This is a genomic window from Paraburkholderia pallida (genome assembly GCF_004524855.1).
Lineage (GTDB): Bacteria > Pseudomonadota > Gammaproteobacteria > Burkholderiales > Burkholderiaceae > Paraburkholderia > Paraburkholderia oxyphila.
This window is the reverse complement of the sequence record NZ_CP038148.1, coordinates 2,562,285-2,584,689: the sequence shown is the minus strand read 5'-3', so window position 1 is coordinate 2,584,689 and position 22,405 is coordinate 2,562,285. Positions and strand designations below refer to the sequence as shown.

Genomic DNA, 22,405 nt, shown 5'->3' with positions numbered 1-22,405 from the left:
GCGCCAAGCCCCTCGCGCGGTCTGAACAGTACCGGGCGGAGCCGTCTTCGGCGCGCCAGCGCGGTAACATCTCCAGTTCAGAACGACAATGGCACTCATCGTACACAAATACGGCGGCACCTCGATGGGCTCGGTCGAGCGCATCAAGAACGTTGCCAAGCGCGTCGCCAAATGGCACAAGGCCGGCCACAAGATGGTCGTCGTGCCCTCGGCGATGTCCGGCGAAACCAATCGTCTGCTCGGCCTCGCGAAAGAAATTTCGCCGCAGCCGAGCCCGCGCGAGCTCGACATGATTGCGTCGACCGGCGAACAGGTGAGCGTCGGTCTGCTGTCGATCGCGCTGCAGGAAGCCGGCGTGGACGCCATCAGCTACACCGGCTGGCAAGTGCCGGTCAAAACCGACAGCTCCTTCACCAAGGCGCGCATCAACGACATCGACGGCGAGCGCGTGCTGGCCGACCTCGACGAAGGCAAGGTGGTCGTGATCACGGGCTTCCAGGGCATCGATCCGGAAGGCCACATCACCACGCTCGGCCGCGGCGGCTCGGACACCTCGGCGGTTGCAGTGGCAGCCGCGCTGAAGGCGGACGAATGCCTCATTTACACGGACGTGGACGGCGTCTACACGACCGACCCGCGCGTGGTGGACGACGCGCGCCGGCTCGACCGCATCACGTTCGAAGAGATGCTGGAAATGGCCAGCCTTGGCTCGAAGGTGCTGCAGATCCGCTCGGTGGAATTCGCGGGCAAGTATCAGGTGAAGACGCGTGTGCTCTCCAGCCTGACCGACCCGATGATGAACCTCGACGAGGAAATGAAGTCGGGCACCCTGATTACCTTTGAAGAAGACGAGACCATGGAAAAAGCAGTCATCTCGGGTATCGCGTTCCAGCGCGACGAGGCCCGCATTATCGTGATGGGCGTGCCCGACAAGCCGGGCATCGCGTATCAGATCCTCGGCCCGGTGGCGGACGCGAACATCGACGTCGACATGATCATCCAGAACCAGAGCGTGGACGGCAAGACCGACTTCACGTTCACGGTGCCGCGCGGCGACTATCAGCGTGCGATGGACGTCCTCACGAACCAGGTGAAGGGTCACGTGAGCGCCGAGAAGGTGCTGGGCGACGCGAAGGTTTCGAAGGTGTCGGTGGTCGGCGTGGGCATGCGCTCGCACGTTGGCGTGGCGAGCAAGATGTTCCGCACGCTCTCGGAAGAGGGCATCAACATCCAGATGATTTCGACCTCCGAAATCAAGATCTCGGTGCTGATCGACGAGAAGTACATGGAGCTGGCGGTCCGCGCGTTGCACAAGGCGTTCGAACTCGAGCAGGCCTGATCGGGCTATTCCGGTCAAGTGCACGCACGCACGAAAAAGTTTGCAAAAAGTGCGTCTTAAAAATTGACCGGAACGCTTTAACCCGCTATTATCTTGGCTTCGTTGCGCTGCCTCCCTGGCGCAAACGAAGGTTTCGGGAGACGTGGCCGAGAGGTCGAAGGCACTCCCCTGCTAAGGGAGCATCTGGGCCAAAACCTGGATCGAGGGTTCGAATCCCTCCGTCTCCGCCAGTAATGGCGGCGAAACCCCGCAAGTCTCGGCTTGCGGGGTTTTTGTTTTTCAGGCGCCGTTTTTGGCGCACGTGTCAGCATGAACTCATTGTCAGCATCGCCGGATTTGCTTTGCATGAACCTGGGCGATTCTTTGCGTGCTCGAACATTTTGTCTGCATTCCGAATTAAATGATGTGGATGAATTGGCGTGTCAGCGCTTGATCCGTTCGTGCGTTATTAGAAGCTGAATTCGAGCGGCAGTCTGGCCGAATCCCGATTGCGCAGCGCGCACGGGCACGGCGCGCGTCGATACAAGCGGTGCTATCCTCGCCGGCGTTATTGCCAATTGGGCACGGGTGTAACCAGACGTTACACGGGTGAACGCAGCGTGGTTTTGTGCATCAGTTATTACAATGTTGAAATACGCGGGCCGGGGAGCCTGCGCTATATTGGCTTCAACAAAACATCAACCCCAAAAGGTGAGTCCATGAAGTTCGCTCGTGTTATTGCAATGCTGGTCGGGGGCTTGGCAATCGGTGCTGCGTCGAGTGCGGCTATGGCTGGCGTGAGCGTCGGTGTCAACATCGGTATTCCTGCCCCGGTTTATGTCGCGCCGCCGCCGGTCTACGCGCCGCCGCCGCCGCCCGTGGTTTATCAGCCTGCGCCCGTCTATGCTGCGCCGCCGGCTATCGTGATCGGCTGGCACGGCGACCGCTATTGGGACGGCCGCCGCTACTGGGCCCGTGACGACTGGTATCGCCATCACGGCGGCTATGGCTATGGCCCGGGCCGCGGCCATTGGGATCATGGTGGTCCTCCTCCGGGACACTGGCACTAAGCCAGCCTCGCGCGCGTCAGGAATGACAAAGCGCGCGAGCAGACCAGAACACGGTCAAAAGAAAAAGCCGCCCGAGGGCGGCTTTTTGCTTGCTACAGTTGCCTGCGCAACGAGGCGCAGGCGGGCCGGGCGGTGAGTTATTCGCCAAGACCTGCCATGCCGCCGACCACGGCGTTGAAGCCGCCATCGACGTGAACGATTTCAGCCGTCACGCCGCCCGACAGATCGGAGAGCAGGAACGCGGCCGTATTGCCGACCTGCTCGATCGTCACGTTACGCTGCAGCGGTGCGTTGTGCTCGACGAAATCGAGGATCTTGCCGAAGCTCTTGATGCCGCTCGCCGCGAGCGTCTTGATCGGGCCGGCCGAGATGCCGTTCACGCGCACGCCTTTCGCGCCGAGCGACACCGCGAGGTAACGCACGCTCGCCTCGAGCGAGGCCTTCGCAAGCCCCATCGTGTTGTAGTTCGGGATCGCGCGCTCCGCACCGAGATAGGTGAGGGTGACGAGTGACGCATTCGCGGAGAGCATCGGCTGTGCGGCTTTGGCGAGCGCCGGGAAACTGTAGGCCGAAATGTCATGCGCGATGCGGAAGTTTTCGCGCGTCATGCCGTCGAGGAAGTCGCCCGCGATCGCTTCGCGCGGCGCGAAGCCGATCGAGTGCACGAGGCCGTCGAGCGTGTCCCAGTGCTGCTTGAGATCGGCGAACAGCGCGTCGATCTGTGCGTCGTCGGCCACGTCGCAGGGGAACACCAGATTGCTGCCGAATTCTTGTGCGAATTCGGTAACGCGGTCTTTGAAGCGCTCGCCGACGTACGTGAACGCGAGTTCCGCGCCTTCGCGCTTGCATGCTTGCGCAATGCCATACGCGATCGACCGGTTCGACAGCAGGCCGGTCAACAAGATGCGTTTGCCAGCGAGGAAGCCCATGAATTCTCCTGAACAGGTTCAATGCACCGCGCGCCGCTAAAGGCGGCGCCGCGCGGTTTGGGTAGAATTCTCTCACAATTGACACGGCACCCCGGACAAATCCCTTTCTATGACGACAGGAACGCGAGGCAGGAGAACGCGCGCGGCGCGTGGGGCAACGGTTCCTGGCTGGTGGCCCGCAGGGTGGCCGGAAGCGCGCGTCTGGCGGATTGCGCCGGCGCGTCTGCTGACGGTCGCGGGCGCTGCGTTCGCCCTCGTGTTCGCGACGATGCCGCCCGCGCATGCGGTCTACGCAATCGCGCAATACGGCGAGCCGAAGTACCCGCAGGACTTCAAGCACTTCGACTATGTGAACCCCGATGCGCCCAAGGGTGGCACGCTGGTGCTCGCGAATCCCGACCGGCTGACGAGTTTCGACAAGTTCAATCCGTTCACGCTGCGCGGCAACGCGGCACCGGGCCTCGGCATGATTTTCGAGAGCCTGACGACGGGCAGCATGGACGAAGTGGCCTCGGCGTACGGCTTGCTCGCCGACGATATCCTCATCGCGCCCGATCGCTTGTCCGTCACGTTTCATTTGAATCCGCGCGCGCACTTTTCGAATGGCGATCCGGTCACGGCGGCCGACGTCAAGTTCTCGCTCGACACGCTCAAGAGCCGCCAGGCCGCGCCATCGATGCAGGCCTATTTCGGCGATATCACGCGTGCCGTGGTGGTCGATCCGGCCACCATCCGCTTCGAGTTCCGCACCAACAACCGCGAGTTGCCGCTCATCGTGGGCGGCATGCCGGTGTTCTCGCACAAGTGGGGTCTGCGCGCCGACGGCACGCGCATCGCGTTCGATCAGCTCGCATTCGAAGAGCCGATCGGCAGCGGTCCGTACGTGATCGAGCGTTACTCGAACGGCCGCACGATCTCATACCAGCGCGATCCGAACTACTGGGGCAAGGACCTGCCCGTGCGCGTGGGCACCAACAACTTCGATCGCATCGTCTACAAGCTCTACTCGGACGACGTCGCGCGCCTCGAAGCGTTCAAGGCGGGCGAGTACGACGCGCTCGTCGAATACGTGGCGCGCAACTGGGTGCGTCGCGACGTGGGCAAGCGCTTCGATAGCGGCGAGCTGATCAAGCGTGAATTTCCGCAGCACAACGGCACCGGTATGCAGGGCTACGTGATCAACCTGCGCAAGCCGATGTTTCAGGACGTGCGCGTGCGCGAGGCGCTCGATCTCGCGCTCGACTTCCAGTGGCTCAACCGCATGCTGTTCTACAGCCAGTACAAGCGCATCGACAGCTGGTTCGTGAATACGGATCTGCAGGCGAGGGGCTTGCCTTCGGCGGGCGAGCTTGCGCTGCTCGATCCTTGGCGCAAGCAGCTCGATCCGGCCGTGTTCGGGCCGCCGCCCGTGCAGCCGAGCACCCAGCCACCCGGCTCGCTGCGCGCGAACTTGCTCAAGGCACGCGCGCTGCTCGCGGATGCCGGCTGGACCTATCGCGACGGCGCGCTGCGCAACGCGCAGGGCGAGCCGTTCGTCTTCGAGGTGCTCGACGACACGAGCGCCTCCGCGCAATGGGCGCCGATCATGGCGCAGTACACGCAGGCGCTGGCGCGGCTCGGCATCCGCGTGAACTATCGCTCGGTGGACTTCGCGCTGTACCAGAAGCGTCTCGATGCCTTCGACTTCGACATCACGACGATCAAATTTCCCGACGTGCAGGTGCCGGGCGCCGAGCAGCTAGACCGGTTCGGCAGCAAGGCCGCCGGCGAGCCGGGCTCGGGCAACCTGATCGGCCTGAAGTCGCCGGCCGTGGACGCGATCCTCAAGGCGCTCATGCTGGCGCAGACGCGCGAGCAACTGCTCGACGCCACGCACGCGCTCGACCGGGTGCTGATGCACGGCTACTATGTGGTGCCGCAGTGGTACAGCGCGACGCACCGCGTGGCGTACAAGAACACGCTGGCTTATCCGGCGAAGCTGCCGCTGTACTATGGCGCGATCGACTGGATCACTTCGACGTGGTGGCTCAGTCGCGAACACCCGCCGCAGCACTGAAACACCGGACCATCCTTGACGGAAGCAAAGAATCATGTGGAGCTACATCGTCAAACGCCTGTTGCTGATGATCCCGACGCTGCTCGGCGTGCTCACGCTGACTTTCGCCGTGATCCAGTTCGTGCCGGGCGGTCCCGTCGAGCAGGCGGTGCGCGAACTCAAGCGCGGCGCGGAGCAGGGCATGCCGTTCGGCATGCGCGCGCATTCGGGCGTGGACGCGCAGCAGATCGCGCAACTCAAGCAGCTCTATGGCTTCGACAAGCCGCCGCTCCAGCGCTATTTCCTGATGCTCGGACGCTTCGCGCGCTTCGATCTCGGGCAGAGCTACTTCCACCATCAGAGCGTGTGGTCGCTGATCGTCTCCAAGCTGCCGGTGTCGATCAGCATCGGCTTGTGGACCTTCTTTCTCACCTATCTGATATCGGTGCCGTTGGGCATCGCCAAGGCGGTGCGCAACGGCTCGCGCTTCGATCTCGTCACGAGCCTCATCGTGCTGATCGGCTATGCGATTCCGGGCTTCGTGCTGGGCGTGCTGCTGCTCGTGCTGTTCGGCGGCGGCACCTTCCTGCAGCTCTTTCCGCTGCGCAATCTCACCTCCGACGACTGGAGCACGCTCTCGCTGGGCGGCAAGATCCTCGACTACCTGTGGCACATCACGCTGCCGGTCACGGCTTCGGTCGTGGGCAGCTTCGCTGTCACGACCATGCTGACGAAGAATGCCTTTCTCGAAGAGATCCGCCGACAGTACGTGCTGACCGCGCGCGCGAAGGGCCTGTCCGAACGCACCGTGCTCTGGAAGCACGTGTTCCGCAATGCGCTCTTGCCGCTCGTCGTGGGCTTCCCGGCCGCCTTTATCGGCGCGTTCTTCACCGGCAGCCTGCTGATCGAGACGCTGTTCTCGCTCGACGGCCTGGGCCTGCTGTCCTATGAGTCCGTGGTGCGGCGCGATTATCCCGTCGTGCTCGGGACGCTCTATCTCTTCACGCTGATCGGGCTCCTGACCAAGCTCATCTCCGATCTCTGCTACGTGTGGGTCGACCCCCGCATTCAATTCGAACAACTGGAGCGCTGAGTTGAACAGAGCCCGCGCCGGCGCCGAACCCGAACTGCGCACCGAGAGCGTGCGCGCCTTCAAGTCGCCCACACCCGCGCGCCGGGTGTGGCTGCGCTTCAAGCAACAGCGCCTCGGCTACTGGAGCCTGATTATCTTCATAGTCGCGTTTGCGGCGAGCCTGGCCGGACCGCTCTGGTGCAACGACAAGCCGCTCGTCGTGCGCTACGACGGGCATCTCTATTTCCCGCTCTTCAAGGACTATCCCGAGACGGCGTTCGGCGGCGATTTCCCGACGCCCGCCGATTATCTCGACCCCTACATTCGCCATCGTTTCGACGCGCCCGGCAACTTCGCGATCTATCCGCCGAACCCGTACTACTACGACACGCTCAATTATTTTTCGAAGGTGCCGAACCCGGCGCCGCCGTCGCGCGATAACTGGCTCGGCACCGATGCGAGCGGACGCGACCTGTTCGCACGGCTCTTGTACGGCTTTCGTGTCTCGGTGGAGTTCTCGCTCGTGCTGACCGCCATCGGCACGTTGCTCGGCGTGCTGGCGGGCGCGATCCAGGGCTACTTCGGCGGGCGTATCGACATCGTCGGGCAGCGCCTGATCGAGATCTGGAGTTCGCTGCCCGAGCTCTATCTGCTGATCATCTTCGCGTCGATCTTCGAGCCGGGCTTCATCCTGCTGATCGTGCTGCTCTCGCTGTTCGGCTGGATCGGTCTTTCGGACTACGTGCGCGCCGAGTTCCTGCGCAACCGCAATCAGGACTATGTGCTCGCCGCGCGCGCGATGGGTCTCTCGAATTGGCAGATCATCTGGCGCCATGTGCTGCCCAACAGTCTCACGCCCGTCATCACCTTTCTGCCGTTTCGCATGAGCGGCTCGATCCTTGCGCTCACGAGCCTCGACTTTCTCGGCCTGGGCGTGCCGCCGCCCACGCCGAGCCTCGGCGAATTGCTCGCGCAAGGCAAGGCCAACCTCGACGCCTGGTGGATCTCGATGTCGACGTTCGGCGTGCTCGTCGTCACGCTGCTGCTGCTCACGTTCATGGGCGACGCGCTGCGCAACGCGCTCGACACGCGCATCTCCGACGCGATGAAAGCGGGGGGCAACCAGTGAGCGCGCTGCCACAGGAAGTGGGTAAGAACGCCGGGCCGCTGCTCTCGATCGAGCATCTGAGCGTGCGCTTCGGCGAGACGCTCGCCGTGGACGACATCGCGCTCGCCATTGGACGCGGCGAGCGCGTGGCGCTCGTGGGCGAGTCGGGTTCGGGCAAGACCGTGACGGCGCTCGCGATCCTGCGCCTGCTCAGCGATGCGCGTATCTCGGGTTCGATTCGCCTCGACGGCGAGGATCTGCTCGCGAAGAGCGAGCGCGAGATGCGCGGCCTGCGCGGCAGCGACATCGCGATGATCTTTCAGGAGCCGATGACGGCCCTCAATCCGCTCTATACGATCGGCGAGCAGATTGCGGAGACCATCGTGCTGCACGACGGGGTGACGAAGAAGGAGGCGTACGAGCGCGCCGTGGGGCTGCTCGAGCGCACCGGCATTCCGGAGCCGCGCCGGCGTCTCTTTAGCTATCCGCATCAGCTTTCCGGCGGCCAGCGCCAGCGCGTGATGATCGCGATGGCGCTCGCGTGCCGCCCGCGTCTCTTGCTGGCGGACGAGCCCACCACGGCGCTCGACGTGACCATCCGCGGGCAGATCGTCGAGCTCTTGCGCGAGCTGCAGCGCGCGGAGGCGGACAAGCCTGGCGGGGGCATGTCGGTGCTGCTCATCACGCACGACCTGAATCTCGTGCGCCGCTTCGCGCAGCGCGTGGCGGTGATGGAGAAGGGCCGGCTGGTGGAGACGGGAACGGTCGAGCAGATCTTCGAGGCGCCCGAGCATCCCTACACGCAGCGCCTGATCGCCAGCCGGCCCGAGCGCAACGTGCTGCCGGTGCTGCCGATCGCGCCGGTGCTGCTCGAAGCGAAAGACGTGAGCGTCGATTTCGCGACGAAGCTGCCCGGCTTCAAGGGCTGGTGGCGGCGCGGCCGCTTTCGCGCGGTGAACGACGCGAGTGTCTCGGTGCGTCAAGGGGAGACGCTGGGCATCGTCGGCGAGTCCGGATCGGGGAAATCCACGCTGGCGATGGCGATGTTGGGCCTGCAACGAACCGTGGGCGGCGCGATCGAGTTCCAGGGCCGTCCGCTCGCGAGCTATCAGGGCCGCGACAAGCTCGGGCTGCGCTCGCACCTGCAGGTCGTCTTTCAAGATCCGTTCAGTTCGCTTTCGCCTCGGCAAACCATCGAGCGCATCGTAGGGGAGGGGCTGGCGCTGCACCGGCCCGATCTTTCCGGCGAAGAGCGCCGCAAGCGCATCGTGAGCGTGTTGCGGGAAGTGGGCCTCGACCGCACGGTGCTGCAACGCTACCCGCACGAGTTTTCCGGTGGCCAGCGCCAGCGTATCGCCATTGCGCGCACGCTCGTGCTGGAACCGCGCGTGATTGTGCTCGACGAACCCACCAGTGCGCTCGACGTCTCGATCCAGCAACAGGTGTTGCGATTGTTGACGGATTTGCAACGCAAGTACAACCTGGGCTACGTCTTCATCAGCCACGACCTCGAGGTCATCGGCGCGATGGCGCACCGCGTTGCGGTCATGCAAAACGGCGCGATTGTCGAGACGGGAGATGTAACAGAAATCTTCGGCGGCCCCACGCACCCTTACACGCGAAAGTTGCTGAAAGCCGCCTTCGATCGATGAACGATCGCGGAACTTAAGGGGCTTTTTTGGTGAAATTCACCAATGGAGCATGCATCGTAATTGTTTTTTTCTATTTGTTTTGACACACAAATACTTACTGGCTAGTATCGTCCAAACTTTTCTTCTAACTCCCTGATTTACGGGCAATTTATTCCGACCCATGCAGCACCGATCCTTGACCCAGGCTTGCACGCGCGTCGTCGCCGGGATGTTCATCGGCGCACTGATGGCTGCAGCTCCCGGCGCGTTCGCCGACGAAGCAAGCAGTTTTAATCAGAACGTCTCATTTTCGCCGAGCAATTCGACGAATCCGCAGTCGCTCCCCGCAGTTCAGACCACGACCCAAACCACCGCACAGGCTCCGGCCCAAGGCGGTGCGAAGTCATTTCTTTCCGGCATGGCTGGCAAGGCTGGCGACGTCGTGGTTGGCGCGCTCAACATGATTGGAGTGCGCTATCGCTGGGGCGGCAATACGCCGGACTCGGGTCTCGACTGCAGCGGCTTCGTGCGCTACGTCTTCCAGGACACGCTCGGCATGAACCTGCCGCGCCGCGCCGAGGAAATGAGCCGCGTGGGCGAGAAGGTCAGCATGAGCAACCTCAAGCCCGGCGATCTCGTGTTCTTCAACACGATGCGCCGTACGTTCTCGCACGTGGGCATCTATATCGGCGACAACAAGTTCGTGCACTCGCCGTCCACCGGCAGCACGATCCGCGTCGACGATCTGGACAGCGGCTACTGGGAAAAGCGTTTCACCGGTGCGCGCCGGATCGAGACGTCGTTTACGCCGGACCAGGCGCAAGACCTCAAGCAGCGCGTGAGCGCGCAGTTCGACGGCAACAGCGGCAACTAATCGCAAGCTTTCGGGCACAACAAAAAGCCTGCTTCATCGAAGCAGGCTTTTTGCATTGGGATGGCCGCTCGGGCCATCGCCTCGGTCATCTCAGACTGCCGCCGTGCGCGGCGGCGAGCTTGCGCTCGAGTTCGGGAAAGATCTTCGCCGCTGCTTCTTCGCCTGCGAGTATCGCCGCGTTGCGCTGCGTGAAGTCGCTGCTCGCCATCGCGTTGAGGTTCGGCCGGATCACGATGTCGGCGTATTTTTCGAGTTCGTAGTTCTTGATCGACTGGCCCATGATCGTGAAGGTCTGCATCAGCACGTCGAACTGGCTCTGCGTGGGCGCCGTTTCGGGGCGCGCCGAAATATCCACGGCAATCACGAAGTCGGCGCCCATCTTGCGCGCGAACGAGGCGGGCACCGGGCTCACGAGCCCGCCGTCAACGTACTCGTGGCCCGCGATCTTCACCGGCTCGAAGATCGACGGAATGCTGCACGAGGCACGCACGGCAATGCCCGTGTTGCCGCGCTGGAACAGGATCGGCTGGCCGGTGTGCAGATCGGTCGAGACAACGCCGAGCGGCCTGGCCATCTTTTCGATCGGCCGGTCGCGCAGCGTCGTATTCAGGAAGTTCTGCAGCGCCACGCCTTGCAGAATGCCGCGGGTGCGAAACGGCATGGCCCAGTCGCTGATCGACGCTTCGTCCATCGTCAGCGCGAGCTTGTTGAGCGCGAAGCCGTTCATGCCCGAGGCGTAGAGCGCCGCGACCACGGAACCCGCGCTCGTGCCCGTGATCAGGTCGACCTGAATGTTGCGCGCCTCGAGCCCCTTGATCACGCCGATATGCGCGAATCCGCGCGCGGCGCCGCCGCCGAGCGCGAGGCCCACACGGATCGGGCGCGGCGTTTTGGCGAGCGGCGGCGGGGCGGTCGTGGCGCCCTTGTTGTCGGCCGTTTGCGTGCCTGCGGTCGTGCAGGCGGCGAGGACGGTAGAGGCGGCCGCGAGCGAGAAATGGCGGCGGCTCAATGAAAGCGGCGAAGGATTGCGGTCCTGCTGCTGGTCGGGCTGCAAGTCCGGATTCAGATCCGGCTTCGAACTGGGTTTCAAGCACATTCTCCAGGCGGCGCGTGCGAAGGCAAATCTCGTGTGGCGAGCGCACCGCGTTTATCCTTGCGACCCGGGACTGCGGGCGCGCGGCGCGGGCGAGGGCGCCAGCGCGCCGACATGATAAGGCAAAGCCATGCGCGTTCACGCTTCGTGCGTGTAACGCGATGTGTCGGTCACGCTCAATGCGATGAATCGACACGACGGAATGGCAACGAATCGATAACGCAAGAGCGACGCAACGCCAACACAACGACGACGCAACAACGACGCAACGGCGACGACTCGCCATGCGGCGCGCACCGCACGCGTTTGCGCCGACGCCCGCGCGCGGCCGAACCGGCGCGCGGCGGGTATAATCCCGTCTCTAATTTTCCCGGTTTTCCGTTCGCGTTTTGCGCTTGCCGCGCCGTGCTGTGCCGTGCTTCTCCCGAGCCGGCATCGCCAGGGCGCAAGGCAAATGCTGCGAACCTTCGCCGTCCGCCGTCGACCGTATTCGCCTGCCGCGCCGTGCGCATCGTTGATGCCGCGGCGCCGGCCGGTCGCCGGGCGGCACCGTCCTCGAGTATTCGCCCATGACCACGACCCCCGTCCGTACCCGCTTTGCGCCGAGCCCGACCGGCTTCATCCACCTCGGCAACATCCGTTCCGCGCTCTACCCGTGGGCGTTCGCGCGCCACAACAAGGGCGTCTTCGTGCTGCGGATCGAGGATACCGACCTCGAGCGCTCGACCTCCGAAGCGGTCGACGCGATCCTCGAAGGCATGCAGTGGCTCGGCCTCGATTTCGACGAAGGTCCGTTCTACCAGATGCAGCGCATGGACCGGTATCGCGAAGTGCTCAAAGAGATGCAGGACAAGGGCCTCGTGTACCCCTGCTACATGTCGACCGAGGAGCTCGACGCGTTGCGCGAGCGCCAGCGCGAGGCCGGCGAAAAGCCGCGCTACGACGGCACGTGGCGCCCCGAGCCGGGCAAGGTGCTGCCGACGCCGCCCGAAGGCGTGCAGCCGGTGCTGCGCTTCCGTAACCCGCTCACGGGCGTGGTTGCATGGGACGACGCCGTGAAGGGCCGCGTGGAGATCTCGAACGAGGAGCTCGACGATCTCGTGATCGCACGCCCGGACGGCACGCCGACCTACAACTTCTGCGTCGTGGTCGACGACATCGACATGAAGATCACGCACGTGATTCGCGGCGACGACCACGTGAACAACACGCCGCGCCAGATCAACATCCTGCGCGCGCTGGGCGCCGAGCCGCCGGTCTACGGGCACCTGCCGACCGTGCTCAACGAGCAGGGCGAGAAGATGAGCAAGCGTCACGGCGCCATGAGCGTGATGGGCTACCGCGACGCAGGCTACCTGCCGGAAGCGGTGCTGAACTACCTCGCGCGTCTGGGCTGGTCGCACGGCGACGCGGAAGTGTTCTCGCGCGAGCAGTTCGTCGAGTGGTTCGACCTCGATCATCTGGGCAAGTCGCCGGCGCAGTACGACCACAACAAGCTCAATTGGCTCAACAACCACTACCTGAAGGAAGTCGACAACGCGCGCCTCGCCGAACTCTCGAAGCCGTTCTTCGCGGCGCTGGGCGTGGACGAAGCGACGCTCGCGAAGGGGCCGGCGCTCGACGGCGTGGTGGCGCTCTTCAAGGACCGCGCCACGACGATCAAGGAGATCGCCGAGAGCGCCATGATGTTCTATCGCGAGCCGCAGCCCGAAGCGGACGCGCTCGCGCAGCACGTGACCGACGCGGTGCGTCCGGCGCTCGCCGATCTCGCGAACGCGCTCAAGGGCGCGGAGTGGACGAAGGAGGCCATCTCGGCCGCCTTCAAGACGACGCTGGGCGCGCACAAGCTGAAGATGCCGCAGCTTGCGATGCCGGTGCGCCTGTTCGTGGCGGGCACGACGCACACACCGGCGATCGACGCGGTGCTCACGCTGTTCGGCCGCGATACGGTCGTGAGCCGCATCGAGCAAGGTCTCGCGAAGGGTGCCTGAGAAGGGACTCCGGGAAGCACGCGTAAAAATATTTGAAGAATTTTTCGCTCTGGCACTAGCGCGAGGGCGAGAGTTCTTGTAGTATTCGGGCTCCGTTGAATACGGAGCGCGAAACAGCAGCAAGTTTCACGCAAAGAGCGGTTGAATCGAGCAATGATGTTTCGCAGAAACGTCGAAGCGATGAAAAAAAGATTCAAAACGCTCTTGACGAAAGCGAAATTGATGTTTAAAATCTCGCTTCTGTTCTGCAAGGGGGGTATAGCTCAGCTGGGAGAGCGCTTGCATGGCATGCAAGAGGTCAGCGGTTCGATCCCGCTTACCTCCACCAACAGAACAAAGTAGTGTGCGGTAAAGTGTAGCAAGGCATTATCTGAAAAGATCATGTCCCCTTCGTCTAGAGGCCTAGGACATCACCCTTTCACGGTGAGTACAGGGGTTCGAATCCCCTAGGGGACGCCAGACATAGGCGTCGTCGATCAGATCGTAATGATGTCGACGAAGCAGCAGGTGGGAATTAACCAGCGCCCATCTGTGTATGTCGAACTGGAGCGGTAGTTCAGTTGGTTAGAATACCGGCCTGTCACGCCGGGGGTCGCGGGTTCGAGTCCCGTCCGCTCCGCCAGATAGAAGCCCGTTCAGAAACGTTGAGCGGGCTTTTTAGTTGAAGTGTTATAGGCGTAAGCCTGTGTTGTCCCCTTCGTCTAGAGGCCTAGGACATCACCCTTTCACGGTGAGTACAGGGGTTCGAATCCCCTAGGGGACGCCAAATAAAATGCGGCGCCACAAGCAGTACGGCGAAGCCGCCAGCGGGATCTAACCGACGCTCGCAGGTGTAAGCAATAACGCAGGACTGGAGCGGTAGTTCAGTCGGTTAGAATACCGGCCTGTCACGCCGGGGGTCGCGGGTTCGAGTCCCGTCCGCTCCGCCAGATTCGATCTGCCCAGGGTATCGGGTGGAATGTAGTTCAAGGCGCAAGCCTGTGTTGTCCCCTTCGTCTAGAGGCCTAGGACATCACCCTTTCACGGTGAGTACAGGGGTTCGAATCCCCTAGGGGACGCCAAAATAAAATGCGGCGCCACAAGCAGTATGGCGAAGCCGCCAGCGGGATCTAACCGACGCTCGCAGGTGTAGCAGTAAAGCAGGACTGGAGCGGTAGTTCAGTCGGTTAGAATACCGGCCTGTCACGCCGGGGGTCGCGGGTTCGAGTCCCGTCCGCTCCGCCAGAATCAAAGCCCGCTGGATTTCCAGCGGGCTTTTTCTATTTCTTCCTCTCTCTCGCCATCCACCCCGGATACGGACAAACGGCCATTGCCTGAGCGGGCGCGTTATCGTAGCGTTGTCGGAACTTTCGAATTTCGGCGTTTCGCCACGTTGCTTGCCATGTTCGCACCGAACGACATCCCGTCGCGCTTCCAGCTACGTCACGCCACCATGGCCGACTTCGAGTTCGCCGAGTCGCTGACGCGCCGGAACATGGGGGGCTACTACCAGCGGCATCATCTGATCTGGCGCGGCGACCTTTTTCTTGCCAGCTATCGGGAATCGGAGAATTTCATTCTCGAACTCGATGGCGAGGCCATCGGCGTGCTGCGCGTGACGCAAGAGGGCGACTCGCTGCACATCCGCGACGTGCAGATCGCCGAGGGCTATCGCGGCAACGGCGCGGGAACCTTCCTGCTCGACATGTCGCATCGCTGGGCGCGCGAGCGTGGCCTGCGCGAGCTGCAGTTGCGCGTGTTCGTCGACAACCCCGCGGCGCGGCTCTATTTGCGCATGGGCTATCGGGTGGCTGGGCCGCGTCTCGCGCGTCTTGGCTCGATCCGGCATATGACGCGGCTGGTTTGACGCACTCGCACGCGTCATCGGCCCTGAGCGCTGCCGTGGTGCCCAGCAGGCGTATCGGGCGCCTGCTCAGGCGTCTCGGCGCGCGGTCCCAGATCCAGTCGGCGTCGCGGCAATCGGCGCGCCGGTTGCCCCTTCGGTCGATGCGCGTTCCTCATGCGGATCGGATTCGCGCTCGCCCGTTCCCCGCGCAATGAAGGCGCGCGGGCTCTCGCCAAACGCGCGCCGGAACATGGCCGAAAACGCGCTCTGGCTCTGATAGCCGAGCTCTTGCGCCACGATGGCCATGGGCTTGCCCTGGTTCAGCAGCGGAATCGCCCGCGCGAGGATCGCCTGCTGGCGCCACTGCGAAAAACTCACACCGAGCTCCTGCCGGAATAGCCGCGCGATCGTGCGCGTGCTCGCGCCCACGTGCTCGGCCCAGTATTCGAGTGAACCAGGACCGGCCGGATCGGCGAGCAGCGCCTCGCACAGCGAGCGCAAGCGCTTTTCCTCGGGCATCGGCACGGAGAGCGGCAGCGGCGCCGAGCGCGTGATTTCGTCGAGCGCGATGGCGCCCAGCAGGCGCTCGCGCGCGGGGCCGATAGCGCGTTCGTCGAACGCGGCGATCGCCTCCCGCAGCAGGCCCGACACTTCCACCACGCGGCAGGCGTCGAGCCCGGGCGGGATCACCGATGCGTCGACATAGAGCGTGCGCAGAAACGCATCCTCGACGATCGCCACCTCATGCGTGATGAACGGCGGCACCCAGATCGCCCGCGAAGGCGGGACCATCCACGTCGTGCCCGGCGTCGCCATGCGCAAGACCCCGCGCGACGCATAGGCGAGCTGCGCCCACGCGTGCGTATGCCGCGCGATGCGCACGCCGGCAGCCATGGGCCGGGAGCGCACGAGGAGGGGGTGCGCGGGCGTCGGCGCGAATTCGGGCGGAATGTCGGCGAGCTCGGCAGGAAGCGAGGTGGCGAGCGAGGAGAAAGGCATGGCGGGTCCGGGCGTTTCTGTCCGCACCATTGTAGGCGTGAGTCGGTGCCTTAGTGAGCGTGTGCCCAGATGCATCGGCGGGGGCGCATAATGCTGCGGCAACAGGCAATCAGGAGCGAGGAACACAGGCAATGAAGTACGTATTCATCTATGGCACGCTGCGCGCGGGCGAGATCAACGACATCAATCTCGCCGCGGCGCGCAATGCGATCGGGCAGCCGCGCCTCGTCGGCCGCACGGCGGTGGCGGGCCATCTGTTCGACTTCGGCACCTACCCGGGCATGATCGCCGATCCGAAGGCCGCGCCGGTGATCGGTGAAGTCTACGAGGTCGACGATGCGCTCGTAGCCGTGCTCGATGAAATCGAGCAGGTTTATCCCGGCGTCGACGGGATGTTCGCCGCGCAAAAGGTGCGCGTGGAAGTGGCGGGTGAGCAGCTCGAGTGCCTGTTCTATCCGGTCGCGCATCATGCGGTGAAGGGGCATCCGCAGATTCACGGCGGCGATTGGGTGGCGCACCGTCTCGGGCGCTAGACGCCATCAGAGATACCACGCGCGCAAACGCGCTGCGCAGAAGCACGAAGGCCCGGCGGACTTGCATCCGCCGGGCCTTTTTCATCGACTAACCGTCAAGCAGCGCGAACGATCAGATTTCTTCGTAGAGCGGCAGCGTCAGGAAGTCGACGAAGTTCTCCGACGTCGACATCTCTTCGAAGATCTGCCCAGCGCGTTCGTACGGCTGCGTGTCGCCACCGACCGAGGCCTTCACCTTGTCGAGCTCCTGCGGGATCAGTTCGCGCACGAGCTCGGCCGTGACCTTGCGGCCGTCGTCGAGCTTGCCCTTGGGCGAGCGGATCCACTGCCACACTTGTGCGCGCGAGATTTCCGCAGTCGCCGCGTCTTCCATCAGGTTGTGGATCGGCACGCAGCCATTGCCTGCGAGCCACGAGCCCAGGTAGTGAATGCCCACGTTGATGTTGTTGCGCAGGCCCGTTTCCGTGATCGGCGCTTCGGGACGGAAGTCGAGCAGGTCCTTGCTCGTCACGTTGACGTCGGGGCGCTGCTTGCCGAGCTGGTTCGGCTTGTCGCCGAGCACCTTCACGAACTCTTCCATCGCGATGGGCACGAGGCCCGGGTGGGCCACCCAGCCGCCGTCGTAGCCGTCACCGGCATCGCGCGCCTTGTCCGAACGCACGCCGCCCATGGCCTTGTCGTTCGCTGCGGGGTCGTTCTTGATCGGGATCAGCGCGCTCATGCCGCCGATGGCCGGCGCGTTGCGGCGATGGCAGGTCTTGAGCAGCTCGAGCGCGTAGGCGCGCATGAACGGCACCGTCATGGTGATCTGCGAGCGCTCCGCGAGGCAGAAGTCCTTGTCGTTCTTGAACTTCTTGATCGCCGAGAAGATGTAGTCCCAGCGGCCGGCGTTCAGGCCCGAGCTGTGCTCGCGCAGTTCGTAGAGGATCTCGTCCATCTCGAACGTGGCGAGGATCGTTTCGATCAGCACCGTGGCGCGGATCGTGCCGCGCGGGATGCCCACGCTTTCCTGCGCCGCGACGAAGATGTCGTTCCACAGGCGCGCTTCGAGGTGGCTCTCCATCTTCGGCAGATAGAAGTAGGGGCCCGAGCCGCGCGCGAGCAGTTCCTTCGCGTTGTGGAACAGATAGAGCGCGAGGTCGAAAATGCCGCCCGAGACGCGCTGACCGTCGACCGTGACGTGCTTCTCGTCGAGGTGCCAGCCGCGCGGACGCACGATCAGGGTGGCGATCTTCTCGTTGAGCTTGTAGGTCTTGCCGTTCTGCTCGAGCGAGATGGTGCGGCGCACGGCGTCCTTGAGGTTGATCTGGCCGGTGATCTGGTTGTCCCAGCTCGGCGCGTTCGAGTCCTCGAAGTCGGTCATGTAGGAGTCCGCACCGGAGTTCAGCGCGTTGATGATCATCTTGCGCTCGACCGGACCCGTGATTTCGACGCGGCGGCATTCGAGATCCTTCGGCAGCGGGGCGATCTTCCAGTCGCCTTCGCGGATCGACTTCGTTTCAGCCAGGAAGTCGGGACGCTCGCCGGCGTCGAGGCGCTTCGTGCGCTCGGCGCGCGCCTTGAGCAGTTCCTGCCGGCGCGGCTCGAATGCGCGGTGCAGCTGCGCAACGAGTTCGAGCGCTTCGGGCGTGAGGATCGTTTCGAAGCCGGGCTGGATTTCGCCCGTGATCTGCATGCCTTGCGGCAGGTTCAACGTGTTCGCCATGATTGCTTGCTCCTTGGTCGGTCAGACTCTAACGCGGTGGTTGTAATGGCTGTGCGGGTCAGGACGTTTTCGTCGCGCGCCCGGGCTGGGGCGCGGGGCGGCTTCGCTCTGCGGGCACAGCGGTTTCGAGAAAGGCGGCGAGTTCTGCCATGCCGCCGCCGGTGCCTTGCGGCGGCACGCCGAGTTCTTCGGCGGGCAGTCGCTGGCGGTTGATCCAGAAGGTGGTGTAGCCGAACCAGCCGGCGCCCGCGGCGTCCCAGCCGTTCGACGAGACGAACACGAGCTCGCGCGCCGCGGCGTCGAACGCGGCGGTGCCGAGCGCATAGGCCGCGGCGGCCGGCTTGTAGGCACGCACGGCATCGACCGAGAGAACGTGGTCGAACAGGCCGTTCATGCCGGCGCTCTTCACCGCGATGTCGAGCATCTGCGGATTGCCGTTCGAGAGGATGGCGAGGCCCATGCGCGTGCCGTCCTCGCGCGGCTCGCGCAGGCGGCGCAGCACGGGCAGCACGTCGGGGAAGGCCGAGAGGCAGGCGTATTCGTCCATCAGGCGCTTTTCGCCCGCGCCGGAGAGCGCCAGATTCAGGCGGCGCGCCGCATAGCGCAGCGCATCGAGCGTGACGTCCCAGAAGGGGCGGTAGCGCGCGCCGGCGGGGTCCGAGAGCGTGCGCAACTGCGTGTATTCGATCTGCTTCGCGCGCCAGAGCTGCGAGAGCGCGTCGCCATGGCCGGGGAACATCTGCTCGGCTGCGGCGACGACCGAATGCACGTCGAAGAGCGTGCCGTACGCGTCGAAGATCACAGCCTTGGGGAATCGGGGTGTCGTTGTGGCCGACATAGCCTTGCACTCCATCATCAGAGGTCGGGATGAATTGTATTCATGAGCCCTGGCACTGAAAAAGACGGGAATGATCACTTGATCTTTTACTTTTACCAACCTAATCTGGTGACCGGGCAGATCTTTGCCATCAAGCACGTTCTGTAATTCTGTTTTCTTCGTTTTCCGATGGATCGCTTCAAACAAATCGAGACCTTCGCCAACGTCGCCGCGAAGGGCAGTCTTTCCGCCGCTGCGCAGGCCGAGGGCGTCGCGCCCGCGATCATCGGCCGTCGTATCGACGCGCTCGAAGAGCGGCTCGGCGTGAAGCTCTTCGTGCGCACCACCCGGCGCATTACGCTGACGTTCGAGGGTTCGGCGTTCCTCGAAGACTGCCAGCGCATCATTCACGACATGCAGAACGCGGAGGCCAGCGTCTCCGCGGGCGGCGTGAAGGCGAGCGGGCACCTGCGCGTCTCGGCGCCGGCGGGCTTCGGCAGGCGCCACGTGGCGCCGCTCGTGCCCGATTTCACGTCGGCGCATCCCGACGTGACGACCACGCTCGACCTCTCGGACCGGCTCGTCGACCTCGTCAACGAGGGTTTCGACTGCGCGGTGCGGCTGGGCGAGCTGCCCGATTCGTCGCTCGTCTCGCTCAAGCTCGGCGAAAACCGGCGCGTCTGCGTGGCGTCGCCCGCGTACCTGTCGCGGCGCGGCGCACCCGAAACGCTGGCCGATCTCGCGCGCCACAACTGTCTCGCGCTCGGCGCGAGCAGCGCGAACCAGCAGCGCGGCTGGACCTTTCAGCAGGACGACAAGGTGGTGTCGATCCGCGTCTCCGGCACGATGGAGTGCTCGGACGGCGCGGTGCTCCACGAATGGTGTCTCGAAGGCTATGGGCTCGCGTGGCGCTCGTGGTGGGAAGTCGGGGAGGACATCGCGGCGGGCCGGCTCGCGAGCGTGCTCGACGCGTACGCGGCGCCGCCCATCGGCATTCATGCCGTCTTTCCGCAGCGCCGGCACTTGCCGTTGCGTGTGCGGCTCTTTCTCGACTTTCTCAAGCATACCTACGGTCAGCCGGGTTACTGGGGCCAGGACTGAATGCCTGGCGCAGGGTCTTCTTGCTTCTTCTCGCCGCTCCCGTGCGGGAAGATCCATCCGCGTTTTCGATATGGGGAGATGCCCGCATCTGCGCCGTGCGCCGTTTATTCGCGCACTACAATCGATTTCAGGGCTTCCCGGCGCGGGGCTTCCTCGTGCGCAGCGCGAGGCCATGGCGCGTGAGCCAGGCCGACCGGAGCCGCAGACGAACACGGAGGGCGCCATGTTCAAGCACATCCTCGTGCCGACCGACGGCACCGACCTGTCCAAGAAGGCGATCGACGGCGCGATCGATCTTGCGAGGACCGTGGGCGCCCGCGTCACGGCCTACGCGTGCCTGCCGCAATATCCGTACTCGCCTTACGCCGACGTCGTGATCGAGCTGCCCGGCGACTTCCAGTCCCGCAGCGAGCGCGAGGCGCGCATCCATCTACAGGAAGTGGAGGAGGCGGCGCACAGCGTGGGCGTCACCTGCGATACCTGCACCAGCGTGCATCCTTCGCCGTACCTCGGCATTATCGAAGCCGCCGAAAACTGCGGCTGCGACGTGATATTCATGGCTTCGCACGGGCGGCGCGGTCTGGGCAGCCTGTTGATCGGCAGCGAGACGCAGCGCGTGCTCACGCATACGAAGATTCCGGTGATCGTTTATCGATAGTGCGCGGCTGCTTGCCGGCTGCTTGCAATTTGCACCTGCGGCGCTCGTGCTCGTGCCTGCCGCAGTCGGCGCATGGACATGCACGGCCGATGTCCATGCGCCTTCCTTGGCTTGCTTCGTCGCGCCTGGTCACACTTGCGGGACCTGTTGCGCGGCGACTGGCGCTCGTGCGGCGGTGGCGGCGTCCGGCACGCCCCCGCCAAGGACATGCGAGCCGGCCGCCGCGCCGTGCGCCCGGCGCCAGAAAGAAGCGGGGGGCGTGCCCCCCGTCATGGGGTCTTACGCCACTTTCTTGTCGAAGAACTGCTCGTCTTCCGTCGAACCGTGCAGCGCCGTGGTCGACGCTTCGCGCTCGACCGTCTGCGTCACGGCGTCGAAGTAGCCCGTGCCCACCTCGCGCTGGTGCTTCACGGCCGTGAAGCCCTTTTCGGCGGCGGCAAACTCGGCCTGTTGCAACTCGACAAACGCGCTCATGTTCTGGCGCGCATAGCCGTGCGCGAGGTTGAACATCGAGTAGTTCAGCGAGTGGAAGCCCGCCAGCGTGATGAACTGGAACTTGTAACCCATCGCGCCCAGCTCGCGCTGGAACTTCGCGATCGTCGCGTCGTCGAGGTTCTTCTTCCAGTTGAACGACGGCGAGCAGTTGTACGAGAGCAGCTTGCCCGGGAACTCCTTGTGGATCGCCTCCGCGAACTGCTTCGCGAACTCGAGATCCGGCTTGCCCGTTTCGCACCAGATCATGTCGGCGTACGGCGCGTAGGCGAGGCCGCGCGAGATCGACTGCTCGAGACCGTTGCGCGTGCGGAAGAAGCCTTCGACGGTGCGCTCGCCGGTAAGGAACGGCTTGTCGTTATCGTCGATGTCCGAGGTGACGAGGTCGGCGGCTTCGGCGTCGGTGCGCGCGAGCAGCACGGTCGGCACGCCGCAGACGTCGGCGGCCAGACGCGCGGCCGTCAGCTTGGCGATGTTCTCGCGCGTCGGCACGAGCACCTTGCCGCCCATGTGGCCGCACTTCTTCACCGAAGCGAGCTGGTCTTCGAAGTGCACGCCGGCGGCGCCCGCTTCGATCATCGCCTTCATCAGCTCGAACGCGTTCAGCACGCCGCCGAAGCCCGCTTCCGCGTCGGCCACGATCGGCTGGAAGAAGTCGGTGTAGCCTTCGTCGCCCGGATTCTTGCCTTCGGACCACTGGATCTGGTCGGCGCGCGTGAGCGTATTGTTGATGCGCTTGACCACCTGCGGCACCGAGTTGGCCGGGTAGAGCGACTGGTCGGGATACATTTCGCCCGCGAGGTTGGCGTCGCCCGCGACTTGCCAGCCCGAGAGATAGATGGCCTTGAGGCCGGCCTTCACCTGCTGCATGGCCTGGTTGCCCGTGAGCGCGCCGAGCGCGTTGATGAAGGGCTCCGTGTTCACGCCTTTCCAGAGCTTTTCGGCGCCATTCTTCGCGAGCGTGTGCTCAGGCTGGATCGAACCGCGCAGGCGCACCACGTCTTCAGCCGTGTAGTTGCGCTTGACGCCCTTCCAGCGCGGATCCGTTTCCCATTGCTGTTGGAGTTGCTGTGCTTGCTCTTGACGAGTCGACATGATGTGCTCCTTCATTGACCTGATAAATACGCTGATAGGTGAGCTGCTGAGACGGAACT

18 protein-coding genes and 8 tRNA genes are annotated in these 22,405 nt (G+C 64.1%); 20 read left to right on the top strand and 6 right to left on the bottom strand.

Annotated features, from left to right (window positions below; all coding sequences use genetic code 11):
- Window positions 1–88: 88 nt before the first annotated feature.
- From E1956_RS11700 to E1956_RS11690, 3 genes are all read left to right on the top strand, one after another.
- Window positions 89–1,339, top strand: coding sequence for an aspartate kinase (locus tag E1956_RS11700; RefSeq protein ID WP_028216947.1), 1,251 nt, complete (start codon window positions 89–91; stop codon window positions 1,337–1,339).
- Window positions 1,340–1,475: 136 nt separating this feature from the next.
- A tRNA-Ser gene (locus tag E1956_RS11695) sits at window positions 1,476–1,569 on the top strand.
- A 468-nt stretch (window positions 1,570–2,037) separates the two neighbouring features.
- Window positions 2,038–2,388 carry a hypothetical protein gene (locus E1956_RS11690; RefSeq protein WP_134749003.1) on the top strand — a complete coding sequence of 117 codons (351 nt, stop codon included), beginning with the start codon at window positions 2,038–2,040 and terminating at the stop codon, window positions 2,386–2,388.
- A gap of 137 nt (window positions 2,389–2,525) precedes the next feature.
- Here the strand turns inward: E1956_RS11690 and fabI are convergent, their stop codons facing one another.
- Window positions 2,526–3,317, bottom strand: a complete 792-nt coding sequence (gene fabI, locus E1956_RS11685; RefSeq protein WP_134749001.1) for an enoyl-ACP reductase FabI — start codon at window positions 3,315–3,317, stop codon at window positions 2,526–2,528.
- A 109-nt stretch (window positions 3,318–3,426) separates the two neighbouring features.
- On the opposite strand from fabI, the gene E1956_RS11680 reads away from it, so the two are divergent.
- The 5 genes from E1956_RS11680 to E1956_RS11660 all read left to right on the top strand — a co-directional run bounded on the left by E1956_RS11680 (window position 3,427) and on the right by E1956_RS11660 (window position 10,037).
- Window positions 3,427–5,373, top strand: a complete 1,947-nt coding sequence (locus E1956_RS11680; RefSeq protein ID WP_134748999.1) for an extracellular solute-binding protein — start codon at window positions 3,427–3,429, stop codon at window positions 5,371–5,373.
- 34 nt (window positions 5,374–5,407) lie between these two features.
- A complete protein-coding gene (locus E1956_RS11675) occupies window positions 5,408–6,445 on the top strand; it encodes a microcin C ABC transporter permease YejB (RefSeq protein WP_134748997.1) in 1,038 nt (345 codons plus the stop codon).
- Window position 6,446: 1 nt separating this feature from the next.
- Entirely contained in the window at window positions 6,447–7,553 is a 1,107-nt protein-coding gene (locus E1956_RS11670) for an ABC transporter permease (RefSeq protein ID WP_134748995.1), read from the top strand.
- A complete protein-coding gene (locus E1956_RS11665; RefSeq protein WP_197732786.1) occupies window positions 7,550–9,184 on the top strand; it encodes an ABC transporter ATP-binding protein in 1,635 nt (544 codons plus the stop codon). The genes E1956_RS11670 and E1956_RS11665 overlap by 4 nt, the downstream gene beginning before the upstream one ends.
- 160 nt (window positions 9,185–9,344) lie before the next feature.
- The gene (locus E1956_RS11660) at window positions 9,345–10,037 is read left to right on the top strand and encodes a C40 family peptidase (RefSeq protein WP_134748993.1); all 693 of its coding nucleotides are present in this window, start codon (window positions 9,345–9,347) and stop codon (window positions 10,035–10,037) included.
- Window positions 10,038–10,122: 85 nt separating this feature from the next.
- Here E1956_RS11660 and E1956_RS11655 read toward each other — a convergent pair whose 3' ends face one another.
- The gene (locus tag E1956_RS11655; RefSeq protein WP_232071419.1) at window positions 10,123–11,046 is read right to left on the bottom strand and encodes a patatin-like phospholipase family protein; all 924 of its coding nucleotides are present in this window, start codon (window positions 11,044–11,046) and stop codon (window positions 10,123–10,125) included.
- Window positions 11,047–11,699: 653 nt separating this feature from the next.
- Between E1956_RS11655 and gltX the strand changes: the two genes are divergently transcribed.
- The 9 genes from gltX to E1956_RS11610 all read left to right on the top strand — a co-directional run bounded on the left by gltX (window position 11,700) and on the right by E1956_RS11610 (window position 14,967).
- Window positions 11,700–13,121, top strand: coding sequence for a glutamate--tRNA ligase (gltX, locus tag E1956_RS11650; protein ID WP_134748989.1), 1,422 nt, complete (start codon window positions 11,700–11,702; stop codon window positions 13,119–13,121).
- Window positions 13,122–13,373: 252 nt separating this feature from the next.
- A tRNA-Ala gene (locus E1956_RS11645) sits at window positions 13,374–13,449 on the top strand.
- A gap of 55 nt (window positions 13,450–13,504) precedes the next feature.
- Window positions 13,505–13,580, top strand: a tRNA-Glu gene (locus E1956_RS11640).
- 86 nt (window positions 13,581–13,666) lie between these two features.
- Window positions 13,667–13,743, top strand: a tRNA-Asp gene (locus E1956_RS11635).
- A gap of 68 nt (window positions 13,744–13,811) precedes the next feature.
- A tRNA-Glu gene (locus tag E1956_RS11630) sits at window positions 13,812–13,887 on the top strand.
- Between the two features lie 86 nt (window positions 13,888–13,973).
- A tRNA-Asp gene (locus tag E1956_RS11625) sits at window positions 13,974–14,050 on the top strand.
- Window positions 14,051–14,106: 56 nt separating this feature from the next.
- A tRNA-Glu gene (locus E1956_RS11620) sits at window positions 14,107–14,182 on the top strand.
- Between the two features lie 86 nt (window positions 14,183–14,268).
- Window positions 14,269–14,345: transfer RNA gene (locus E1956_RS11615), tRNA-Asp, on the top strand.
- 157 nt (window positions 14,346–14,502) lie between these two features.
- Window positions 14,503–14,967 (top strand): GNAT family N-acetyltransferase, encoded by a 465-nt coding sequence (locus E1956_RS11610; RefSeq protein WP_028219457.1) that lies wholly within the window; start codon window positions 14,503–14,505, stop codon window positions 14,965–14,967.
- Between the two features lie 66 nt (window positions 14,968–15,033).
- Here E1956_RS11610 and E1956_RS11605 read toward each other — a convergent pair whose 3' ends face one another.
- Complete coding sequence (locus tag E1956_RS11605) at window positions 15,034–15,945, bottom strand: AraC family transcriptional regulator (protein WP_134748987.1); 912 nt, start codon at window positions 15,943–15,945, stop codon at window positions 15,034–15,036.
- Between the two features lie 131 nt (window positions 15,946–16,076).
- Here E1956_RS11605 and E1956_RS11600 point away from each other — a divergent pair, with 131 nt between their 5' ends.
- Entirely contained in the window at window positions 16,077–16,478 is a 402-nt protein-coding gene (locus E1956_RS11600) for a gamma-glutamylcyclotransferase family protein (protein WP_134748985.1), read from the top strand.
- 112 nt (window positions 16,479–16,590) lie between these two features.
- Here E1956_RS11600 and aceB read toward each other — a convergent pair whose 3' ends face one another.
- Both aceB and E1956_RS11590 read right to left on the bottom strand, forming a co-directional pair.
- Window positions 16,591–18,183, bottom strand: coding sequence for a malate synthase A (gene aceB / locus E1956_RS11595; protein ID WP_134748983.1), 1,593 nt, complete (start codon window positions 18,181–18,183; stop codon window positions 16,591–16,593).
- A gap of 58 nt (window positions 18,184–18,241) precedes the next feature.
- Window positions 18,242–19,021 (bottom strand): haloacid dehalogenase type II, encoded by a 780-nt coding sequence (locus E1956_RS11590; RefSeq protein ID WP_134748981.1) that lies wholly within the window; start codon window positions 19,019–19,021, stop codon window positions 18,242–18,244.
- A gap of 168 nt (window positions 19,022–19,189) precedes the next feature.
- Here E1956_RS11590 and E1956_RS11585 point away from each other — a divergent pair, with 168 nt between their 5' ends.
- Together E1956_RS11585 and E1956_RS11580 are read left to right on the top strand one after the other, a co-directional pair.
- Window positions 19,190–20,101: a LysR family transcriptional regulator gene (locus tag E1956_RS11585; RefSeq protein WP_028219462.1), complete on the top strand. Its 912-nt coding sequence runs from the start codon at window positions 19,190–19,192 to the stop codon at window positions 20,099–20,101.
- A gap of 223 nt (window positions 20,102–20,324) precedes the next feature.
- Window positions 20,325–20,759 (top strand): universal stress protein, encoded by a 435-nt coding sequence (locus tag E1956_RS11580; RefSeq protein ID WP_028219463.1) that lies wholly within the window; start codon window positions 20,325–20,327, stop codon window positions 20,757–20,759.
- 279 nt (window positions 20,760–21,038) lie between these two features.
- On the opposite strand, the gene aceA is transcribed toward E1956_RS11580, so the two are convergent.
- Window positions 21,039–22,346, bottom strand: coding sequence for an isocitrate lyase (aceA, locus tag E1956_RS11575; protein ID WP_134748979.1), 1,308 nt, complete (start codon window positions 22,344–22,346; stop codon window positions 21,039–21,041).
- Window positions 22,347–22,405 lie beyond the last annotated feature (59 nt).

Coding starts and splice junctions, on each gene's coding strand:
- E1956_RS11700 (WP_028216947.1), top strand. CDS start 89: ATGGCACTCATCGTACACAAATACGGCGGCACCTCGATGGGCTCGGTC.
- E1956_RS11690 (WP_134749003.1), top strand. CDS start 2,038: ATGAAGTTCGCTCGTGTTATTGCAATGCTGGTCGGGGGCTTGGCAATC.
- fabI (WP_134749001.1), bottom strand. CDS start 3,317: ATGGGCTTCCTCGCTGGCAAACGCATCTTGTTGACCGGCCTGCTGTCG.
- E1956_RS11680 (WP_134748999.1), top strand. CDS start 3,427: ATGACGACAGGAACGCGAGGCAGGAGAACGCGCGCGGCGCGTGGGGCA.
- E1956_RS11675 (WP_134748997.1), top strand. CDS start 5,408: ATGTGGAGCTACATCGTCAAACGCCTGTTGCTGATGATCCCGACGCTG.
- E1956_RS11660 (WP_134748993.1), top strand. CDS start 9,345: ATGCAGCACCGATCCTTGACCCAGGCTTGCACGCGCGTCGTCGCCGGG.
- gltX (WP_134748989.1), top strand. CDS start 11,700: ATGACCACGACCCCCGTCCGTACCCGCTTTGCGCCGAGCCCGACCGGC.
- E1956_RS11610 (WP_028219457.1), top strand. CDS start 14,503: ATGTTCGCACCGAACGACATCCCGTCGCGCTTCCAGCTACGTCACGCC.
- E1956_RS11605 (WP_134748987.1), bottom strand. CDS start 15,945: ATGCCTTTCTCCTCGCTCGCCACCTCGCTTCCTGCCGAGCTCGCCGAC.
- E1956_RS11600 (WP_134748985.1), top strand. CDS start 16,077: ATGAAGTACGTATTCATCTATGGCACGCTGCGCGCGGGCGAGATCAAC.
- aceB (WP_134748983.1), bottom strand. CDS start 18,183: ATGGCGAACACGTTGAACCTGCCGCAAGGCATGCAGATCACGGGCGAA.
- E1956_RS11590 (WP_134748981.1), bottom strand. CDS start 19,021: ATGTCGGCCACAACGACACCCCGATTCCCCAAGGCTGTGATCTTCGAC.
- E1956_RS11585 (WP_028219462.1), top strand. CDS start 19,190: ATGGATCGCTTCAAACAAATCGAGACCTTCGCCAACGTCGCCGCGAAG.
- E1956_RS11580 (WP_028219463.1), top strand. CDS start 20,325: ATGTTCAAGCACATCCTCGTGCCGACCGACGGCACCGACCTGTCCAAG.
- aceA (WP_134748979.1), bottom strand. CDS start 22,346: ATGTCGACTCGTCAAGAGCAAGCACAGCAACTCCAACAGCAATGGGAA.